General features: G+C 64.3%; 20 protein-coding genes. 12 read left to right on the forward strand and 8 right to left on the reverse strand.

The features are described 5' to 3' along the window. The first annotated feature begins 28 nt into the window (after window positions 1–28). Both LMTR13_RS32605 and LMTR13_RS32610 read left to right on the forward strand, forming a co-directional pair. On the forward strand, window positions 29–937 hold the full coding sequence (locus tag LMTR13_RS32605; RefSeq protein ID WP_065731335.1) for a VOC family protein: 909 nt from the start codon (window positions 29–31) through the stop codon (window positions 935–937). Window positions 938–999: 62 nt separating this feature from the next. Further along, window positions 1000–2010, forward strand: a complete 1011-nt coding sequence (locus LMTR13_RS32610; protein ID WP_083219322.1) for a tripartite tricarboxylate transporter substrate binding protein — start codon at window positions 1000–1002, stop codon at window positions 2008–2010. Window positions 2011–2217: 207 nt separating this feature from the next. Here the strand turns inward: LMTR13_RS32610 and LMTR13_RS32615 are convergent, their stop codons facing one another. Next, entirely contained in the window at window positions 2218–2622 is a 405-nt protein-coding gene (locus LMTR13_RS32615; RefSeq protein WP_065731336.1) for a DUF1330 domain-containing protein, read from the reverse strand. A gap of 101 nt (window positions 2623–2723) precedes the next feature. Between LMTR13_RS32615 and LMTR13_RS32620 the strand changes: the two genes are divergently transcribed. Further along, on the forward strand, window positions 2724–3659 hold the full coding sequence (locus LMTR13_RS32620) for a DMT family transporter (RefSeq protein WP_065731337.1): 936 nt from the start codon (window positions 2724–2726) through the stop codon (window positions 3657–3659). A gap of 215 nt (window positions 3660–3874) precedes the next feature. Beyond that, complete coding sequence (locus LMTR13_RS32625) at window positions 3875–4852, forward strand: Bug family tripartite tricarboxylate transporter substrate binding protein (protein WP_065731338.1); 978 nt, start codon at window positions 3875–3877, stop codon at window positions 4850–4852. 155 nt (window positions 4853–5007) lie between these two features. On the opposite strand, the gene LMTR13_RS32630 is transcribed toward LMTR13_RS32625, so the two are convergent. Next, the gene (locus LMTR13_RS32630; RefSeq protein WP_065731339.1) at window positions 5008–6693 is read right to left on the reverse strand and encodes a methyl-accepting chemotaxis protein; all 1686 of its coding nucleotides are present in this window, start codon (window positions 6691–6693) and stop codon (window positions 5008–5010) included. A 252-nt stretch (window positions 6694–6945) separates the two neighbouring features. Here LMTR13_RS32630 and LMTR13_RS32635 point away from each other — a divergent pair, with 252 nt between their 5' ends. The 4 genes from LMTR13_RS32635 to LMTR13_RS32650 all read left to right on the forward strand — a co-directional run bounded on the left by LMTR13_RS32635 (window position 6946) and on the right by LMTR13_RS32650 (window position 11422). Next, window positions 6946–7989: a C-terminal binding protein gene (locus LMTR13_RS32635; RefSeq protein ID WP_065731340.1), complete on the forward strand. Its 1044-nt coding sequence runs from the start codon at window positions 6946–6948 to the stop codon at window positions 7987–7989. 73 nt (window positions 7990–8062) lie between these two features. Next, window positions 8063–9409 carry an ABC transporter substrate-binding protein gene (locus LMTR13_RS32640; RefSeq protein WP_065731341.1) on the forward strand — a complete coding sequence of 449 codons (1347 nt, stop codon included), beginning with the start codon at window positions 8063–8065 and terminating at the stop codon, window positions 9407–9409. A 161-nt stretch (window positions 9410–9570) separates the two neighbouring features. Further along, window positions 9571–10527 carry a carbohydrate ABC transporter permease gene (locus LMTR13_RS32645; RefSeq protein WP_065733152.1) on the forward strand — a complete coding sequence of 319 codons (957 nt, stop codon included), beginning with the start codon at window positions 9571–9573 and terminating at the stop codon, window positions 10525–10527. Then, a complete protein-coding gene (locus LMTR13_RS32650) occupies window positions 10520–11422 on the forward strand; it encodes a carbohydrate ABC transporter permease (RefSeq protein WP_065731342.1) in 903 nt (300 codons plus the stop codon). Before LMTR13_RS32645 ends, LMTR13_RS32650 begins: the two co-directional genes overlap by 8 nt. A 25-nt stretch (window positions 11423–11447) precedes the next feature. Here LMTR13_RS32650 and LMTR13_RS32655 read toward each other — a convergent pair whose 3' ends face one another. From LMTR13_RS32655 to LMTR13_RS32680, 6 genes are all read right to left on the reverse strand, one after another. Beyond that, on the reverse strand, window positions 11448–12272 hold the full coding sequence (locus LMTR13_RS32655; RefSeq protein WP_065731343.1) for a TonB family protein: 825 nt from the start codon (window positions 12270–12272) through the stop codon (window positions 11448–11450). A 5-nt stretch (window positions 12273–12277) separates the two neighbouring features. Continuing rightward, window positions 12278–12718, reverse strand: coding sequence for a TonB system transport protein ExbD (exbD, locus tag LMTR13_RS32660; protein ID WP_065731344.1), 441 nt, complete (start codon window positions 12716–12718; stop codon window positions 12278–12280). Window positions 12719–12722: 4 nt separating this feature from the next. Then, window positions 12723–13484: a tonB-system energizer ExbB gene (gene exbB, locus LMTR13_RS32665; RefSeq protein WP_418219817.1), complete on the reverse strand. Its 762-nt coding sequence runs from the start codon at window positions 13482–13484 to the stop codon at window positions 12723–12725. A gap of 54 nt (window positions 13485–13538) precedes the next feature. Beyond that, the gene (hutX, locus tag LMTR13_RS32670) at window positions 13539–14054 is read right to left on the reverse strand and encodes a heme utilization cystosolic carrier protein HutX (RefSeq protein ID WP_065731346.1); all 516 of its coding nucleotides are present in this window, start codon (window positions 14052–14054) and stop codon (window positions 13539–13541) included. 13 nt (window positions 14055–14067) lie between these two features. Further along, window positions 14068–14403 (reverse strand): heme-degrading protein HmuQ, encoded by a 336-nt coding sequence (hmuQ, locus tag LMTR13_RS32675; protein WP_065731347.1) that lies wholly within the window; start codon window positions 14401–14403, stop codon window positions 14068–14070. A 136-nt stretch (window positions 14404–14539) separates the two neighbouring features. Next, complete coding sequence (locus tag LMTR13_RS32680) at window positions 14540–16903, reverse strand: TonB-dependent hemoglobin/transferrin/lactoferrin family receptor (RefSeq protein WP_156795879.1); 2364 nt, start codon at window positions 16901–16903, stop codon at window positions 14540–14542. Between the two features lie 261 nt (window positions 16904–17164). On the opposite strand from LMTR13_RS32680, the gene hemP reads away from it, so the two are divergent. The 4 genes from hemP to LMTR13_RS32700 are packed head-to-tail and all read left to right on the forward strand — an operon-like array spanning window position 17165 to window position 20232. Continuing rightward, window positions 17165–17371, forward strand: coding sequence for a hemin uptake protein HemP (hemP, locus tag LMTR13_RS32685; RefSeq protein ID WP_065733153.1), 207 nt, complete (start codon window positions 17165–17167; stop codon window positions 17369–17371). 19 nt (window positions 17372–17390) lie between these two features. Then, window positions 17391–18344: a heme/hemin ABC transporter substrate-binding protein gene (locus LMTR13_RS32690; protein ID WP_065731349.1), complete on the forward strand. Its 954-nt coding sequence runs from the start codon at window positions 17391–17393 to the stop codon at window positions 18342–18344. Next, the gene (locus tag LMTR13_RS32695) at window positions 18341–19432 is read left to right on the forward strand and encodes a FecCD family ABC transporter permease (RefSeq protein WP_065731350.1); all 1092 of its coding nucleotides are present in this window, start codon (window positions 18341–18343) and stop codon (window positions 19430–19432) included. The genes LMTR13_RS32690 and LMTR13_RS32695 overlap by 4 nt, the downstream gene beginning before the upstream one ends. Next, complete coding sequence (locus LMTR13_RS32700; protein ID WP_065731351.1) at window positions 19429–20232, forward strand: heme ABC transporter ATP-binding protein; 804 nt, start codon at window positions 19429–19431, stop codon at window positions 20230–20232. The genes LMTR13_RS32695 and LMTR13_RS32700 overlap by 4 nt, the downstream gene beginning before the upstream one ends. Window positions 20233–20339 lie beyond the last annotated feature (107 nt).

The raw sequence follows: 20339 nt of genomic DNA on the forward strand, positions 1-20339 counted from the left end.
AAGCCATGCGAGTTCAAGAGGTCACGAGATGATTAGGGTCAAGCGGCTGCGACACGTCACCTTCACCAGCCCGGACATCGAGGCGCAGCTCGACTATTACCAGTCCATCATCGGGCTCGGCGTCATTGCGCGCAGCGCCGGCCGCATCCTGCTCGGCACCGAGTCCGACGAGCTGACGCTCGTTCTCGAGCGAGGCGCTGCCTCGCAACTGACCTCCATTGCCTACGAAGTGGCGCCCAACCTCGATCCGGCCGACCTGCAGAAGTCGCTGGCAAGCCTCGGCATCAAGTCGGAGATCAGGAGCGACACCGCGCCCGGAGTAGCGAAGGCGCTGATCTTCGACGATCCCGACGGACACCGGATCGAACTGTTCTCCAAATGGCAATTCTGCAAGGCCGTCGAACCGATCCGCGGCCTTGCCGTCGCCAAGCTCGGCCACGTCGCGCTCCACACGCCCGATCCTGAAAGCACCGCCAAATTCTTCGGCGACGTTCTCGGCTTCCGCGTCTCCGACCGCATCGAGGAAAATTTCGTCTTCATGCGCTGCGGCCCCGAACACCACGCGATGAACTTTGCCCGCGGCACCGACGGCCGTCTGCATCATCTCGCCTTCGAGCTGCGCGATGCCTCGCACATGCACCAGGCCTGCGACCTGCTCGGCCGCAACAGGTTTCAGATTCTCTGGGGACCGGTGCGGCATGGACCCGGCCACAACGTGGCGGTCTACCACCACAATCCCGATCGCCATCTGATCGAGCTCTATTACAGCATGGACCTGATGCTCGACGAAGAGCTCGGCTATTTCGAGCCCCGTCCCTGGCACCGCGACCGTCCGCAGCGGCCGAAGACCTGGGTGGGCCTGCCGCGCGACGTCTGGGGCGTCGGCCCGGCCAGGGAAGCCACCGAATTTTCTCCGGCGATGCGCGGCGTGAAGTAATCGCGCCGCCACCACCAGCCGGAGCTGATGTTCAAACAACAAAACACCAGGGATGAAAACAAATGGCTCGATCGTTGAACCTCCTGCGCGGACGGTTGCTTGCCCTGCGCTGCTGCATTGCTGCCGCAGCGCTCAGTCTGGCCTGTGTGGCGCCTTCCATCGCCGCCGCGCAAGCCTATCCCAACCGGCCGATCCGGCTGCTGCACGGCTTTGCGGCCGGCGGCGCTGCCGACACCATGGCGCGCATCGTCTCCGATGGACTTTCCAAGCGCCTCGGGCAGCCGGTGGTGGTGGAGGCCAAGCCGGGCGCCGGTGGCAATCTCGCTGCGGACGCCATCGCCAAATCGGCGCCGGACGGTTACACGATCGGCCTCGTCACGGGGGCGCACGCGATCTCGGGCGCGCTGTACAAGCAGCTCGCCTATAGCCCGATCGACAGTTTCGATATGCTGTCGACGATGGTCTACTACGCGCTGGTGATCGCGGTTCGCGCCGATCATCAGGCCAAAACGCTGCCGGACCTGATTGCGATGGCGAAAGCCAAGCCCGATGCCCTGAGCTACGGCTCGGTCGGTTTCGGCAGCACGCATCATCTTGCGGGCGAGCTGTTGAACGTCACCGCCGGCACCAAGATGGTGCACGTCCCCTATCGCGGTGACTCACTGACCGTCACCTCCCTGCTCGCCGGAGACGTTCCCGTGATCGTCGGAACAACCGTGCTGCTCGCAGGCCAGATCGAAAGCGGCGCCATTCGCGGCCTTGCCGTCACCTCGCCCGCGCGCACCAAGCTGCTGCCGAACGTGCCTTCCGTGCAGGAAGCCGGCATTGCAGGCTTCGACGTCCGCACCTGGGCGGGGCTGGTAGCTCCGAAGGGCACGCCGCCCGATATCGTCAAGCGCCTGCACGCGGAGATCCAGTCGATGCTGGCCGCCCCCGCGACGAAGGCGGCGCTGGAGACGGCGACCGGCGGCGAAGTCCGCGACAGCACGCCGGAGCAAATGCGCGCGCTGATCACGTCGGAAATCGGCAAGTGGTCGAAGGTGATCAACGACGCCGGCATCCCGCGCATTTGAGGGGTTGGGCCGGGATTGGTGGAAAGCTCTGAGGCACTGCGCTCTCAGCGACGAGAATGTCGCCACCCGCGAAAGCGATCCAGTAATCCAGAGGCCACAGATGGAGCCGAGACGCCGCGGCGTACTGGATGCCCCGCCGGAGCCTGTCATCGGGCGGCCGTTCGGCCGACCGGTGGCGGGGCATGACGGGAAGTTGGTCACGCGCACTCACGATCCTGTCTTGAACTTGCTGTATGCTTCGCGCGTCGCGATGATCACGTGCTCGGCGCAGCCGTTGGTGCGATGCGGGTCGCAGCGCTGCTCGTAGTCTTTCGACGTCATCATGTCGATGAAGGCGGCGACGCTCGGGTAAGACACCAGCGCCAGATAGTCCCAGGTATTGCCGGCTTCGAGTCCGAGCGCCACCATCTTGGCATTGCCGGTCCATAGCAGCGTGCCGCCGCGCGCCTTGATCATCGGCACGGTAAGCGCGCTGTAGCGCAGATAGGCGTCCCAGCCGGAGCCGTCGCCGTCGAGCGAACGCTCGCGGAAGCGCATCAGGTTCACCATCACGACCGGCGCCTGCTGGTCCAATTTCTCAAGACCCCTGACATTCAGAAACTCCACACCCATGGCCGGCACTCCGCGTCACAAGAACAAGCATACGACATTGTAGCATTGCGCGGGCAGGACTTGTCGCGCGGCGGAATTTTCGCCCTACTCGGACCTGCGACATGACCAAGCCCGCACCAGTGCCGCCTGCCTTCCATCCGGTCCGGTGGCTGACCAACCAGCCTTATCTGCTGCTGAGCCTGACCTCGCTGTTCTGGGCCGGCAACATCGTGCTGGCGCGCCATGTCGCCGGCCATGTGCCGCCCTTGACGCTGTCCTGCGTCCGCTGGATCGGCACCTTTCTGATCCTGCTGCCCTTTGCCTGGCCGCATCTGAAACAGGACTGGCCGGTGCTGCGCGCGCATCTGCCGATGATGCTGTTTCTGTCGCTGGTTGGGTTCGCCTACAACAATGCAATCTCCTATTGGGCCCTGCAATATACCGAGGCACTGAACGCGCTTCTGATCCAGTCGGCGGGTCCGCTGTTCGTCGCGCTGTGGTCGCTGGCGCTGTTCGGCGTCCGCCTGACGCCCGCGCAGCTCGCCGGCATCACCATCTCGCTTGCCGGCGTCCTGACCATCATCCTGCGCGGCGATTTCGGCGCGCTCGCCAGTATCAGCTTCAACCGCGGCGACCTGATGTTTGCGAGCTCCCTGGTGTCGTTCGGATTGTATTCGGCGCTGATCCCGCGCCGGCCGGTGACGCACGCACTGTCGCTGATCTCGTTCACCACCTGCTGCGGCGCGCTGATGCTGGTGCCGTTCTCGATCTGGGAATTTTCGACCGGCGCCACGCTGAAATTCGACATGGTCTCGATGGCGACGCTGGGCTATGCCGTGATCTTTCCCTCGACGCTGGCGTATCTGTTCTTCAACCGCGGGCTGGCGCTGATCGGCCCCAATCGCGCCGCGCCGTTCTTTCATCTGGTCCCCGTGTTCGGATCGGCGATGGCGATCCTGCTGCTCGGCGAGCAGTTGCGGTTATTCCATCTCGTGGGCTATGCGCTGGTGCTGGCCGGCGTCGTGATCGCGTCAAGGCGGGCTTCGGCGAAGACGTAAGCTCTCGTGTCCCGGACGCGGTGCAGCGCTTCAGCGCTGCTCCGCAGAACCGGGACCCAGCGACGGTGGGCCCCGGTTCAGCAGCGCACCACTTCGCGCTGCGCCGCGCCCGGGGCGGGGCATGCGGCGTGGCGTCTTGCCGGGCTTCCACTTTGTCCCCCGGCAGGCTAGCTTGCCGGCCGATTCAACATAAGAACAACAGAGGAAACGACTTTATGTTTGCGTTATTGAAGCGGTACCGGCACGTCGCTGCAACGGCCCCCCTGATGCTGGCGATGATCGCCACGGCTTCCGCGCAGGCCCCCTACCCGAACCGCAACATCACTTTGGTGCTGCCGTTCGCCGCCGGCAGCGGCACCGACACCACGACGCGCATCATCTCGAAGGAGCTCGGCACCGCGCTCGGCGTCGGCATCGTGATCGAAAACAAGCCGGGCGCCAACGGCTCGCTCGCGGCGAGCCAGGTCGCCCGCTCCGCGCCGGACGGCTACACGCTGATGGTATCGACGAACACGCCGCATTCGGCCAATCCGTATCTCATGAAGAACATGACCTACGACCCGGTCAAGGATTTCACCCCGGTCGCGCGCACCGGCGACCTGCCCTTCATGCTGGTGATCCATCCGGACATTCCAGCGAACTCGGTGGCCGACCTGATTGCGCTGGCGAAGAAGGAGCCGGGCAAATACTCCTATGCCAGCGGCAGCTCGGCTGCGATCGTCTCCGGCGCAACGTTTGCCAGCCTCGCCGGCATCGACCTCCTGCACGTACCCTACAAGAGCTCGCCGCCCGCCTTGACCGACCTGATCGCCGGCCGCGTCTCCATGATGTTCATCGACGTGCCGACCGGCCTGCCCCACGTCAACGCCAAGGCGCTGAAGGCGCTCGCGGTCACCACCAAGCAGCGCTCGGCATTGTTGCCCCATCTCCCGACCATGAACGACACAGTGAAGGGTTTCGACATCACCTCGTGGCAAGGCTACTTCGGCCCGGCCGGAATGCCGAAGGATATCGTCACCAGGCTGAACGCGGAAATCCGCAAGGTCGTCGAGCGGCCGGACATCAAGAGCGCGCTCGCCGAGCGCGGCATGGAAGCATTCTCCGGCACGCCCGAGGAGTTCGATGCGTTCGTGAAGGAGCAGCTCAAGGTGTGGGAGAAGCTGATTGCGGGTGCGGGGATCGAGAAGCAGTAGGGCCGCTGCTTCGCTGCGTAGGGTAGGCAAAGGCGCCTTGGCGCCGTGCCCACCATCTATCCGTTAGACCGTCTTTGTGAATGGTGGGAACGCGGAGCCTGTCATCGGGCGCGCATTCGCGCGACCCGGTGGCTTTGCCCACCCAACCAGCTCGCTTACGCCGCCCGCACCTTACCCAGAAATTCGTCCACCGCGCTGCGCAGCATGCCGGACTGGGTGTCGAGTTCGCGGGCGCTCGCCAGCACTTCGGATGCCGCCTTGCCGGTCGCGGCTGCCGCCGTGGTGACGCCGCCGATATGCGTGGAGATTTCGCTCGATCCAGCCGCCACCGACTGAATGTTGCGGGCGATTTCGCGGGTGGCGCCGCCCTGCTGCTCGACCGCGCTCGAGATCGAGACCGTGATCTCGCTCATCTGCGCGATGGTTTCGGTAATGCCGCCGATCGAAGCCACGGCTTCGCTGGTCGAAGCCTGCATGGCCGCCACCTGCGAGGAAATTTCCTCCGTTGCCTTCGCGGTCTGATTGGCCAGCGCCTTCACTTCCGATGCCACGACCGCAAAGCCGCGGCCGGAATCGCCGGCGCGTGCGGCTTCGATGGTGGCATTCAGCGCGAGCAGATTGGTTTGCGCCGCGATCGAGTGGATCAGCTTGACTACTTCGCCGATCTTCTCGGCGCCGGTCGAGAGCGCGCCGACGGTGGCGTTGGTGCGCTCGGCGTCGTTGACTGCCTTGGCGGCGATCTCGCTGGAGCGCGTCACCTGGCGGGAAATTTCGGTAACCGAACTGGAGAGCTCTTCGGCGGCGGATGCCACCGTGCCGACATTGTCGGACGAACGCTGCGATGCCGCGCCGACGGTTGCCGCCCGCGCGCTGGCGTCGCCGGCGGTCGTGGTCATGGATTGTGCCGTGCTCTGCATGCCGGCGGCCGCCGTCGAAACCGAGCGGACGATGCCGGTCACGCTGCGTTCGAAGTCGCTGGCGATGCTTTCCATCGCCGCCCGCCGTTCGGCTTCGGCGCGCGCCTGCACCTCGGCTTCCTTCTGTTCGAGCCCGCGGATGCGCACCGCGTTGTCCTTGAAGATCTGCACGGTCGCGGCCATCGCGCCGATCTCGTCGCCGCGGCCGATGCCGGGAATTTCACCGTCGAGCCGGCCCTCGGCCAAATCCTGCATGCGGGCGCCGAGCTGACCGAGCGGCTTCGAAATGCTGCGGCCGATCATCCAGGCGATACTGCCGGCAACCAGCGCGATGCCGAGAACGGCCAGCCCGAGCACCATCGCGATCGGCTTCATCTTGGCGTCGAGGTCGTCGAGATAGGCGCCAGTGCCGACGAACATGTTCCAGCCGGGGATCGGAACCGCGTAGGAGAATTTGCGGATCAGTTCCTCTTGTCCGGGTTTGCGGAATTCATAGCGCAGCATGATTTCGCCGTTGGCAGCGATTCCGTCGCGCAGCTCACGCACCAGCTTTCGACCACCAGTATCGATGTCCATGCGGTTCTGGCCGATCTGGCTGGGAACCGGGGCCAGCACCGCGACGCCGTCCATCGTGTAGGCGAACACGTAGCCATTGCCGTTATCGAAAGTCAGCGTATTGCCGCGCTTGCTGAACTCGGCGATCGCCGCCTCCTTGGTCATCTGGCCGGCGGCAACCTGCTTCTGCAGGCCGAGCGCCATGTTGCGCGCCATGTCGACGATCGCCTTGGTCTGCTCGATCCGCGCATTGAGCATCTCACGCTGCATCAAATAGCCCGCGAGCAAGCCGGCGGCGCAGAGGCCGAGCAGCGTCACGCCCACCAAAATGCCGAGCTTGGGGGTGATCTTGAGGTTGGTGAGCTTCACGGGGGGGTCTCCGGAAATAGGCGCGTTGCACGCGATTGGCCGATTGATTCGGCGCACAATATCGTGAGACCCTTTAGCGCTTTGTTACGAAGGCCAGCGGAAATCCGGTAGAAGGCGGTGCTGCTGATTTAAACAGCAACCGGCGATTGTAGCCGAAGCAGGTCGGGTCGCGTAAAAGACGAAGTCTCGTAAAAGAAAGGGCGGCGCTCGCCGCCTCAAACCAACACCGAAGAATAAAATCGGGAGCAGGAAATGCCGAAATTCAGGGTGGTGACGCCGAAGGGCGCGAGCTTCACGGTCGCCGGCGGCGGCTATGACTATGAGAAGGAAGCGCTCGATCCGATCGGGGCGGAAATCATCGAGGCGCCGGCCAACGAGGCGGAATTCATCGTCGCCGCACGGACCGCCGACGCGATCTACGCCAAGGGCATGCCGATCACCAAAGCGGTTATCGACGCGCTCGAAAACTGCAAGGTGATCACGCTCGGCAGCGTTGGCGTCGACAGTGTCGACGTCAAGGCCGCCACCGCCCGCGGCATTCCCGTCACCAACATCCCCGACACTTTTATCGAGGAAGTCGCCGATCACGCCATGATGCTGCTGCTGGCAGGCTTTCGGCGGCTGGTCGAGCAGGACAAGATGGTACGCACCGGCCGCTGGTCCGAGGGCCGGCCTGCGCTTCTGAAGATCCCGCGGCTGATGGGGCAGACGCTCGGCTTCATCTCGTTCGGCCGGGTGGCCCGCGCGGTCGCCAAGCGCGCGGCTCCCTTTGGCTTGCGCATGATGGCCTACGATCCCTTCATCCAGGAAACGCTGATGTACGACCACGGCGTGATCCCGGCGACGCTGTCGGAGGTGCTACAGCAGTCGGATTTCGTTTCGATGCATGCGCCGGCCCGGCCCGAGGTGCATCACATGCTGACCGAGAAGCATTTCCGCCAGATGAAAAATTCCGCCATCTTCATCAATACCGGCCGCGGCGCCACCGTGGACGAGGAAGCGCTGATCAAGGCGCTGCAGGAGGGCTGGATTGCGCATGCCGCCCTCGACGTGCTGGAAAAGGAGCCGCCGTCGCACAACAACCCAATGCTTTCGATGGAAAACGTCACCTTGACCGCCCATGTGGCGTCGGCATCGGCACGTTTTGACGAGGCGCGCAAGCGCCGCGTGGGCTACGAATTGTCACTGGTCCTGCAGGGCATGTGGCCGGTAAGCTGCGTCAATCCGTCGGTGCTGCAACACACCTCGCTCCGCCGCTGGCAACCCGTCAGCATGGATCGCGGCCCGAACAGCTAACACGGCGAAAGACGTTTCGAACGACAGGGTTCACCAGCGATTCAACGCCGGGAACCAATACAGGGAGAGCATCATGAGGAACGACATCACCCGTCGTGACGCCTTGGCTTTGGGCGCATCCGCCGCCGCGCTGGCCGTGACCGGCGCATCGGCGCAAACCGCGTCCACGATCAAGGCCGCCGACGTTCCGGCACCCAAGTTCGCAATCGAAAAAGGCGCATCCTTGCGCATGCTGCGCCCGGTGCGCTTCGTGCAGGCCGACGAGGACGTGTTTCGCGCCAATGCGGCCAAATTCACCAAGGAGACCGGCGTCGACGTCAAGGTCGACTTCGTCGGCTGGGAAGACATCAGCCAGCAGACCGCGGTGACCTCGAACTCCGGCGCCGGCCCCGACATGATCATCGGCTTCTCCGACGCGCCGCACATCTATATCGACAAGCTGGTCGAGCTGACCGACGTGGCCGACTATCTCGGCAAGCGCTACGGCGGCTGGCAGCCGCTGGCGCAAAAATACGGCACGCGCAACAAGAGCAACGCCTGGATCGGATTGCCGTTCGGTGCCACTGCCGGCCCGCTGATCTACCGCAAATCGGTGCTGCAATCGGTCGGCTTCGACAAGGTGCCGGAAGACCATGCCGGAATTCTCGACCTGTGCCGCAAGCTGCAAAAGGCCGGCAAGCCGGCCGGCTTCGCGCTCGGCAACGCCAAGGGCGACGGCAACGGGTTTGCCAACTGGGCGCTGTGGTCGCACAACGCCTCCCTGCTCGACGAAGAGGGCAACGTCGTCATCAACAGCAAGGAGACCATCGCCGCGCTGAACTGGGTCAAGGAGCTGTATCCGACCTTCATCGCCGGCACGTCGTCGTGGAACGACGTCAGCAACAACCGCGCCTACTCCTCGCAGGAAATCTCGCTGACCGCCAACGGCGTCTCGCTGTATTTCTCGCTGAAGAACGATCCGGCGACGCGCGCGATCGCCGAGGACAGCGAGCATCAATTGCTGCCGAAGGGCCAGGCCAAGATTTCACCGATGGCGGGGCTGACGCTGAACGCGATGCTGTTCAAGCACAGCCAGTATCCCAACGCCGCAAAGGCATTCCTGCAATTCATGCTGGAAAAGGAACAATACGAGCCGTGGCTCAACGCCAACTCGGGCTACTGGTCGCAGCCGCTTGCCGCCTATGCCGACGCCGCGGTGTGGTCCAGCGATCCCAAGGTCGCGATCTTCAAGAACACCATGAACAGCTCCTATTACGACGGCTACAAGGGCCCGATCTCGACGGCGACCGGTGCGGTCAGCGCCGACTACGTGCTGATCCAGATGTGCGCAGCAGTTGCGACCGGCGCCTCGACGCCGGAAACCGCGGCCGCGGAAGCGGAGCAGCGCGCGAAGCGGTATTTCCGGCGGCAGGGGCGGTGACGGCTACCGTCGAACGGCACATCTGGATCAAACCGTCATTGCGAACGAAGCGAAACAATCCATAACGCCACAAAGGAGGAATGGATTGCTTCGTCGCTTCGCTCCCTTGCACAAACGCTTCGCGTTTGTTGCAGGCAATGACGACGATGGACGAGTATTCAATGTCTGTAACCACTCTCCCCTCGCGCGGCATGGCGCTCCGGCAACCAGGCTGGATCGCGCGCCTGTTCGACTACAAGCCGTTCCTGATCGTGATGTGCCTGGCGCCGGCGATCGGGCTGTTGACGGTGTTCCTCACCTACCCGCTCGGCCTCGGCGTCTGGCTCGCCTTCACCGACACCACGATCGGCCAGCGCGGCATCTTCATTGGCCTGGAGAACTTCCAGTATCTGTGGACCGATCCCTTGTGGTGGGGCGCGGTGTTCTACAGCGTGTTCTACACGGCGATCGCGACCTTCGGGAAATTCGCGCTCGGCTTCTGGCTGGCGCTGCTGCTCAACAACCACTTCCCGCTCAAGAGCCTGCTCCGCGCCATCGTGCTGTTGCCGTGGATCGTGCCGACGGTGCTGTCGGCGCTGGCGTTCTGGTGGATCTACGATCCGCAGTTCTCGATCATCTCCTATCTGCTGGTCGACGTCTTGCATATCCGCTCGACCAACATCGACTTCCTCGGCACGCCATGGCCGGCGAGGTTTTCGCTGATCGCAGCCAACATCTGGCGCGGGATTCCCTTTGTGGCGATCTCGCTTTTGGCCGGCCTGCAGACCATCTCGCCCTCGCTCTATGAAGCCGCGATGCTGGACGGCGCCACCGCCTGGCAGCGCTTCCGCTACATTACGCTGCCGATGATGATGCCGATCCTGGCGATCGTCATGACGTTCTCGATCATCTTCACCTTTACCGACTTCCAGCTCGTCTATGCCATCACCCGCGGCGGTCCGGTCAATTCCACGCATCTGCTCGCAACGCTCGCCTTCCAGCGCGGCATCGCCGGCGGCGAGCTCGGCGAGGGTGCAGCGATCGCGGTCTCGATGATCCCGTTCCTGGTGTTCGCGACGTTGTTCAGCTACTTCGGCCTCGCGCGCCGCAAATGGCAGCAGGGAGAAGCCAATGACTGACGTAGCCGCTCAACCGGGCAACAGCAATGTCGCCAGCGCCACGCCCGACACCATGGCGTGGGATTCCCGCGCGCGGCGGGTGATGATGATCTACCTGCCGCTGGCCTGCTTCGTGCTGATCCTGCTGTTCCCGTTCTACTGGATGGCGATCACCTCGTTCAAACCGAACGCGGAGCTTCTGAACTACAAGCAGCACAACCCGTTCTGGATTTCCTCGCCGACGCTGGCGCATATCAAGCACCTGCTGTTCGACACCGCCTACCCGACCTGGCTGAAGACCACGATGTTCGTGGCGATCGGCTCCACGTTCCTGTCGCTGTTCGCTTCGACGCTCGCAGCCTACGCGATCGAGCGGCTGCGCTTCCGCGGCAGCCCCTATGTGGGCCTCGGCATCTATCTCGCCTACCTGGTGCCGCCCTCGATCCTGTTCATCCCGCTGGCCACCGTGATCGTGCAGTTCGGACTGTTCGACTCGCCGCTGGCGCTGATCCTGGTGTATCCGACCTTCCTGGTGCCGTTCTGCACCTGGCTCCTGATCGGCTATTTCAAGTCGATCCCCTATGAGCTCGAGGAATGCGCACTGGTCGATGGCGCCACACGGCTGCAAATCCTGCGCCGGATCACGCTGCCGCTCGCGGTGCCCGGCCTGATCTCGGCCGGCATCTTCTCCTTCACGCTGTCGTGGAACGAATTCATCTACGCGCTCGCCTTCATCCAGAGCGGCGCCAATAAGACGGTGCCGGTCGCGATCCTGACCGAACTCGTCACCGGCGACGTCTACCAGTGGGGCGCGCTGATGGCAGGCTCCCTGCTCGGCTCGCTGCCGGTCGCGCTGTTTTACTCGCTGTTCGTGGATTATTACGTGTCGTCCCTGACGGGCGCGGTGAAGGAGTAAGGAGAGCCGCCGTGTGCGGCCCATCCTAGTTGGGCCTGAACTCCACCGGAACGTTAATGGGCATTGTCGCGTAAGTGATCTCGGGTGGAAATGCAGGGAATGGCTGAGCTTGGCGAACCAATGCCATGGCCAGTGCATCGAACGCAGGAACTCCCGAAGAGCCGCCGACGCGGCTCGACAATACCTGACCGCCGCGGCCCAGCGTGAAGGACAACCTGACGACGCCGCGCTGGCCGTTGCCGCCGGATGGATATTTATGGAAGCGTAACAAATGCGCGCGGACCCGCTGAGTGTAGGTCGCCATCGCTGAGGCAGAGGCACCCGCGCTGATCGCCGATGCGGCAGGCGCCTGGCGCTCGGCGCGCGGCGGCGCGCTGGTACGCGGAGCCGGCGGCGCCTCCGACGGCTTCTTGGCATCCGGCCGGACGATTTTCGGCTTCACCGGTACCGGCTTCTGCTCGGGGACGATCTTCGCTGGCTCGGGCTTTTCTGGTGTCGGCTGCTGCTTCTGCTCCGGCGGCGCAACGACTTCCGGCTTCTCCTGCGGCGGGGTCGGCGCGATCTGCTCGGGCACGGCGTCTGCGGCCGCGGGCTCGGGCGGCGACGCGTCCGCCTCCTGTATCTCTGGTCCCGGCATCATGTCCATTGTTGCTGCCTCTGGCGACGACGTGATGGGCGCTAGATCGACCATGATGGCGGGCATCGCCACGCCGGGCGCCGGCTGCTGGGTGTACCAGTTCATCGCCAATGCGATTAGTGCGGCATGCGCGGCAACGATCGCCGTCGCCGAAGCTCCCCAACGCCGGACGACGGCCTGATCGGAGACGTCATGCAGGGCGAACGCGTTCATGTCAGTCAAGTGCGGCCGTCGAGGCCGACCAACGCGATCTTGAGATAGCCGGCATTACGCAACAGGTTCATCACCTCCATCAGGTCGCCGTAGCTGACGGCCTTGTCGGCGCGCAAATAGATACGCTCGTTCTTGTCGCCCTTCGTGGCGGCATCGATGGTGGCCGTCAGCGTATCGCGTGCGATCACATCCTCGCCGACTGCCACGGAAAGGTCCGGCTTCACCGTGACGAACACCGGCTTGTCCGGGCGCGGCGATGGCTCGACGGCACTGGCGGGAAGATTGACGCCGAGATCGACGGTTGCGAGCGGCGCGGCGACCATGAAGATGATCAGAAGCACCAGCATCACGTCGATGAACGGCGTGACGTTGATTTCGTGCGCCTCGACAAGATCCTCGCCGCCGCCACGCCGTCCGCCAACTGCTTGCCCGAGCTTCGCGCCCATCGCTTCACTCCGCAGCGCGAGCGAGGCGGAACGCGCCGCGGTCGCCCTCGCGGCTGATCAGGAGCAGCACCAGCGCCGAAGCATCGCCCAGCAACGCCCGATGGACTGAGATCGTGCGGGTGAGATGGTTGTAGATCACGACCGCGGGGATCGCCGCGACGAGACCGAGTGCGGTCGCGAGCAACGCCTCCGCAATGCCGGGCGCGACCACGGCAAGGTTGGTGGTCTTGGCTTCGGAAATGCCGATGAAGGAGTTCATGATGCCCCAGACCGTTCCGAACAGGCCGACGAACGGCGCGGTGGCGCCGATGGTCGCGAGCACGCCGGTACCGCGCGCGATCTGCCTGGACATCGCCGCCTCGACCCGCTCCAGCCGCAGCGCGACCCGTTCCTTGAGGCCATCGTCGAAATGACCGCCGGAGAGACTGGCCTCGCGGGCGGCGGACTGGATGATCTGCGCCACGGCATCGTTGCCGCCGCGGCTTTCCTGTTCGGCCTTGGCGAGCACGGTGTCGGTTTCCAGCATGCTCAAGCGCCGTTTGGCCATCGCGGTCTTGCGGCGGATTTCGACCGTCTTGGCCAGCCAGATCGTCCACGTCGCCAGCGAGGCGAAGGCCAAGCCCACCATGACCGCCTGCACCACGACGTCCGCATTCACGAACATGTTCCAAGGGGACAGATTGCGCGGCAGCAGCGCAACATCAGTGGCGGCGAGCGCCGCCCCCGGCATTCCAGCCACGCCGGCAACGCCGCACCAACGGATCATAACGTTCAGCATTGTTCGCTGCATGATCGTCTCCCGGCTGACAATGCGGATCGGTTACGCCGCGCGGGCGGGCGCGATCCTTTCCGCCAACGCATGAAAGCGCTGCAACTGGTCGCCGCGCAGCGCGCGCTGCTCGTCGCGGCCGACAAACACCTTGAACATGATGCCGCCGTCCACATTGATGAACGCGATGAAGGCCGACGATTTGCCCATGAAGGGCCGCTCGACGAAGGCGATGGCTCCGCAGCGTTCGTGCCGGAGGTGACCGTGCAGTCCCTTCGGCTGCATCAGGTTGAAGTAACCGCGGCCTACTTCGCCTCTCGGGATGCTGCCGGTGAACTCGAAGATCGCGTCGTCGGTATGGACGATCATCGTCACCTCGCCCCACTGCGCGACGTCGTTCATCGCAGCGGCGAATTCACTGCCGGGGCCGAGGCGCACCATCGTGTCCGGCAATGCCTCGAGCACGGCGCGCGGCGCGACCTTGCGCTCCCGCGCCACGTCCTCGATCACCGCACCCGGATTCTCGGCCATATGGGCCTTGAGGTCGGCAAGGTCCGTGCTCAACATGGCGCCCTCTCCGTCACGCAGCAGCGCTGGACTTGCGCTCGCTCAGGATCACCTCGAATCCCTCGAACTTCGGATGGCCGAGGTAAAGGCTTTCACCGGTCTTGTTGTCGGCGCGGGCATGCGCGCGGCGGAACTCTTCCGATTTGGTCCAGGCTTCGAATGCGGCCTTGTCGACCCAGACCGTATGCGACGAATACAGCGTGTGATCCTCGGCAACGGGCCCCTTGAGCAGGTGAAACTCGACGAAGCCGGCCATGTTGCTGAGATAGGACTCGCGCGTGCGCCACACGGTCTCGAAGGCCGCTTCAGAGCCAATCTTCACCTGGAACCGGTTCATCGCGATAAACATTTGAAATCTCCTCGGCTTAGTTGCTGGGGTGCGCCTGGCGTACCGTTTGAGTTGGTTGAAAACATGGATGCACCGAAGCCGCGCTGGAGCATCAGCGCGGCCCGGTGCAACTTTAGTGGTTTGTCAGCTCGTCGAACTACACTCCGCCAAAGTGAATCTTCAATCCGGCCTTGTAGACCCTGCCCGGTCCGGGGCTGGACCAAAGCACATCGTTTTGGTTGGTGCCGTCAGTCGAATTGCCGGGGATCGCATAGGGCCGATAGTACTGGTTCAAGAGATTGTCGATCGATGCCGTGAACATAATGTCCTTGGTCGCGTGCCAGGTCAGGTACAGATTGACCAGCTCATAGCCGGTCGCGGGCAGGTAGCCGGCGGGCACGTCGTTGTTGGGACCGAATGAGGACCATTGCGCCGCCAGGATCAGCCTGCGGTCAAGCAGACGCACGCCGCCGGTCGTCGTGATCTTGCGCGGGGTGATAGTCGAGAGCCCAACATTGGTAGCGACGTTCTTGCCCTGCATCAGGTGACCTGAGAAACCGACATACCACAGGCCGGTGTCATACGCAGTTTCCCACTCGAAGCCTTCGATCCGGGCGTGCGCGATGTTCTGATACTGATAGAACTGGCTAAACAGGCCGGGGACCGGGACCAGGATGGCTGGTCGCGGGGCCGACGCAACGAGGTCGATATAACCATCCACGTCATTGCGGAAGACATTGAACTTGCCGCGGAAGCTGTCGCCGGCCGCGAACACGTCGTTGTACTTGAGATTAACGCCGACTTCCTTGTTCTTGCCGACCTCCGGCCTCAGGTTCGGATTGGACAGGAAGCAGAACAGGCCGGCAGTGCCGCCCGGGCACGGGAAGAGAGCGGGACCACCGCCGGTGGCATGTGCGCCGGCGATCAAAGTCTCGGTAATCGCGGGCGCGCGGTAGCCTTCGGCATAGCTGGCATACGGCGTGAAGCCAGGCACCGGCGTCACGCCGACCGTGAACTTCGGCGAGAAGCGGTCGCCGCCGCCGCCGGTCGCCACTGTCGGCGAATGCAGATCGTAGCGATCGTAGCGGATTGCGCTGACGGCCTCAAACCAGGTCGAATAGTTCTGCTTCAACTGCGCGAACCCGCCGGACACGGTCCGCAGGCCGCTCGGCGTGGTGATGTTGGAATTGCCACGACTATCGAAGGTTTTCACGTCATCCTGAAACGCATCGAGGCCGAGTGTAACCGCGTTGCGCCAATCGCCGACATTGAACCTCGTCGTGTTGTTGACGTCGATCCCGAGCGTATCGAGCACATAGCCGCGCCTGTCGCCGACGCAGCCCGAGATGTTGTTGCCAACGTTGCCGGGGCCGCAAAAAGCCGCGCCGCTTGCGCTGTTATGATGTGTCTTCGTCTGGTCGTTGTCGGTGCGGTTGCCGTACAGCGACATATTCCAATCCCAGAGATTGTCGTCCGGCCTGGCGTACTTCCAGGTGAGCGTTCCCGTGTAGTTCTTGACGTCGGACGCGTAGACTGACGAACCCTGGAAGAGCGCGCGTTGTGCCGCCGTCAGTACCGGCCCGCGATTGAACTGGCCGATGCTGTATTGGTAATCCTGGAAAATGCCGCCGAGTTTGACCTCGTGCCCCTCGGCCGGTCGTACCGTGAGCTTCATCAGGCCGGCCGCGATCTCGTTGCCGCTATTGCCGATCTCGGTGCCGTTGCCGTCCTTGTAATTGCCCTGCGTGCGATAGACTGCGCCGCCGAACACGTCGACGTTGGGATCGGCACGGACGCCGCCGAAGATCGAGCCAAGGCCGCGCGCGTTGTTGGTGCCGCCGGAGCCGGTCATGTCGACGCCCCAGCGTTCGCCCGGGCGCACCACGTCATCGATGTCCTTGGTGCGAAACGAGACCACGCCGCCGATCGCGCCGGAGCCGTAGATGTTGGCGGTTGGGCCGCGCACGACGTCGACGCCACCAACCAGCTCGGGATCGAGGAAGAACGAGCCGTTGGCATTGTGGCCGGTACGTTGGTAGTTCTGCCGCGCGCCATCGACGACGACGGCGACGCGGCCGAAATCCTGCAGACCGCGGATGTTGATGACGGTCGAAGGATCGTCGCCGCGCTCCTGAAACGAGACGCCGGGCACGTTGTAGAAAATGTCGGAAAGCCGGTTCGGCTGCAGGCCCTGAATCTGGTCGAGCGTCACGGAGCTGACCGGCGCCAGCGCGTCGATCGCGCGCTCCTCGGTCTTGGTCGCGACTGCCGTAATCGTATCAAGCGACTGCACCGGCGCGGCTCCAATCTGCGCCCGCGCATTCATCGCCGGCGCTGTTGCCTGCTGATCCTGCGGCGGCTTCGCCGGCTTGCGCCGCGACTGCTTCTGCCGCTCGGAAGAGCCGCTCGCAGCCTGCGTACCCGCCGTCTGCGCGTTGCCGGCTTCCCCGACCAGCAATGCAATTGAAAACACCGACGCGCCCAACAAGAGGGCGCGCGAAATCCTAGCCCCGTCAGCCATACAACCCCAGCCCCGATATCTGTTCTTTATGGGTCTGGCTGGCGGGCGCTGCGCGTAACCTGCGAGCTGCTTGCTGGCTGCCACATTCAGGATGCAGGCATTGTGCCAGCATCGCATCATGCTTGGTTACGTGGCGGTTCCCGGGCGGTCAAGAACCGCCTTAGGCACTTTATATCAATTGTAAATTGCCGCGGTTGGATTGCGGCCCACCGCAACGGTACAAGCATGGCATCGACAGACTTTCGGGGCGCCACAAACGATATGTCCGCAGCAACAGGAGACAAGCTCGGAGCCGCCCGGACGCAAGCCGGCAATCCCGCTTCCGCAGCCAGATCGCTTGCCATCAGCGGCAACCGGATCGACAGCCGCGAACTGTTCGCCACCGAGCGCGAGATCATCATCGCGCATGGCGAGGAGCACTATCGCCTGCGGCTGACGTCGCAGAACAAGCTGATCCTGACCAAGTGACGGACCTGGTGCACCGGAAATGACAATTCGTCGCACGCTCGCAATGTCGGCCGCCGCGGGCTGCTTCCTGCTCGGCGGCGTCGCGCTCGCTGCGGGCATTACCGTGCATGATGCCCGCAACCGCGACGTCACGATCGCAGATCCCGCGCGGATCGTCTCGATCGGCGGCGCGATCACGGAAATTCTCTATGCGCTCGGTTTCGAGGATCGCCTCGTCGGCGTCGACTCGACCAGCCTCTATCCGCCTGCGGCGCTGCGCGACAAACCGAACGTCGGCTACATGCGCCAGCTTTCGGCCGAGGGCGTGCTCGGGCTCAACCCCTCCCTGGTGCTGGCGGCGCAAGGGTCCGGGCCGAAGGAAACCATGGACGTGCTGGAAGCCGCCAAGGTGCCGCTGGTGCTGGTGCCCGAAACCTTTTCGGAAGCAGGCCTGCTCGACAAGATCAAGCTGGTCGGCCACGCCATGGACGCGGACAAGAGGGCCGAATGCCTGACCGCAGCGGTGTCGGACGATTTGGCGCAACTGCGCGAGCTGCGCGCCAGGGTGACGAAGCCGGTGCGCGTGATGTTCGTGATGTCGCTGTTGAACGGCCGGGCGATGGCCGCCGGAAAGAACACCGCGGCGAACGAGATCATCGCACTCGCCGGCGGCGTCAACGCCATCGACGGCTACGACGGCTACAAGATCATCAACGACGAGGCGATCGTGGCGGCGAAGCCCGACGTGGTGCTCTCGATCCAGCGCGGCAAGGATTCGGTGGTCGCCGAGACAGTGTATCTTCATCCGGCCTTCGCGCTGACCCCGGTCGCGGCCAACAAGACCTTCATCTCGATGGAAGGCCTCTACCTGCTCGGCTTCGGACCGCGCACGGCGGCCGCCGCCCGCGATCTCTCGATCAAGCTCTATCCGGCGCTGGCGCCGCAGGCCGAGAAATTCAAGCCTGTGGCACTCACCGCCGATTGCCGGAAATGACCGTTCTGACCGAGGGTGGCGCCAAGCGGCGCAGCGGATACGCGTTGCGCCCTCCGGCCTCACTGACCCTCATCTGCCTGTTCGCCGCGCTGGCCGGCGCAGCGCTGATCGCGCTGACGGTAGGCGCTGCCGGAATACCGCTGGCGCGGCTGCCGGCCGCGCTCGGCCTGTGGGGTGACGCCGCGGCTGGTCCAAGCCTCGCGCGCGACCAGCTCGTGCTGTGGTCGATCCGGATTCCACGGATCGGCGCGGCCGCGATGATCGGCGCGTTGCTCGCGGCATCGGGCGCCATCATGCAGGGGCTGTTTCGCAACCCCCTCGCCGACCCCGCGCTGGTCGGCGTTTCCTCCGGCGGCGCGCTGGCAGCAGCCGCCGCGATCGTCTTCACCGATAGCCAGATCGGTCAGAACTTCCGCTTCATGCAGCATCAGTTACTGCCGATCGCCGCCTTCGCCGGTTCGCTCGCGACCACCGTCATCCTTTATTCGATTGCAAGCCGCTCGGGACGGACCTCGATCGCGATTTTTCTGCTGGCAGGCATTGCAATCGCCGCCATCGCCAATGCCGGTATCGGACTCCTCGTGTTCATCGCGGACGATCGCCAGTTGCGCGACATCACGTTCTGGCTATTGGGCTCGCTGAGCGGCGCGACCTGGCCCAAGCTCGCCACGCTTGCGCCGGTGCTGGGGTGCGCCGCGATCGCCTGCCTCTCGATCGCGCGTGGACTCGATGTGCTGGTGCTCGGCGAGGCCGAGGCGTTCCATAGCGGCGTCGACGTCGAACGGCTGAAGCGGATTTCGATCGTGCTGGTGTCGGCGATGACGGGCGTGGCGGTCTCGGTCTGTGGCATCGTCGGATTCATCGGCATCGTGGTGCCGCATCTGTTGCGGCTGGTGATCGGGCCGGCGCACCGGTTGCTGCTGCCCGCTTCCATGTTGCTGGGCGCGGTGCTGCTGGTGGGGGCGGATACGCTGGCCCGCACCATCGTCGCGCCCGCGGAAATGCCGATCGGCATCCTGACGGCGGCAATCGGCGCACCGTTCTTTTTAGGGATGCTGCTCCGCCAGCGCGGGCTGGTTTCGCTATGACCGCCATTCTTGAAGCGCAGTCGGTTTCGATGGTCATTGGCGGCGCCACGCTGGTCGATGGCATTGATCTTTGTGTCGCGCCCGGTGAGATGGTCGCGATCGTCGGCCCCAACGGCGCCGGCAAATCGACGCTGCTGCGGATGCTATCAGGCGATCTCCGCCCGACGCGCGGCCAGATCAGGCTGAAGCAGCGCGACATCCACCTCTATGCGCCGCGGCTCCTCGCGCATCACCGCGCGATGCTGTCGCAGCATGTCAACGTCACCTTCCCGTTCACGGTCGAGGAGATCGTCCATATGGGTGCGGGCGATGCCGGCCGCGCCGCCGCGCAGCGGCTGGTCGATGCGGCGCTCACTGAGGTCGATCTGGCGCATTTCAGCCAGCGGCAATTGCCGACGCTTTCCGGCGGCGAACAGCAGCGCGCGCATTTCGCCCGCGTGCTGGTGCAGCTCGCCCGCGGCGAGGCGCAGCATGGACCCGGCCTTCTGCTGCTGGACGAGCCGACCTCGAGCCTCGACATGCGCCACCAGATCGACCTGGTGGAAACGGCGAAGCGGCGCGCGCAGAACGGCACCGCTGTCATCGCCGTGCTGCACGACCTCAATCTCGCCATGCGCTTCGCCGACCGCATCGTGCTCTTGCATCGCGGCCGGCTTGCCGTCGACGGCGGCCGCACAGACGCGATCACTACGGAAACCATCCGCCGGATCTTTGAGGTCGACGTCAGAATCGACTACACCGAGCAGGGCGTGCCGTTCCTGCTGCCGCAAACCATGCGGCCCGCCGGCGCGCCGGCATAACGCCGCAGCCGCTTATCCAACGGCGTTACAGGTTCTTCACGGAACTGTCAGTCAACTGTAACAGCCGCTACGCAAGACAGGCGCATCGTCATCATATGGAGATCCGC

Source organism: Bradyrhizobium icense (genome assembly GCF_001693385.1).
GTDB lineage: Bacteria > Pseudomonadota > Alphaproteobacteria > Rhizobiales > Xanthobacteraceae > Bradyrhizobium > Bradyrhizobium icense.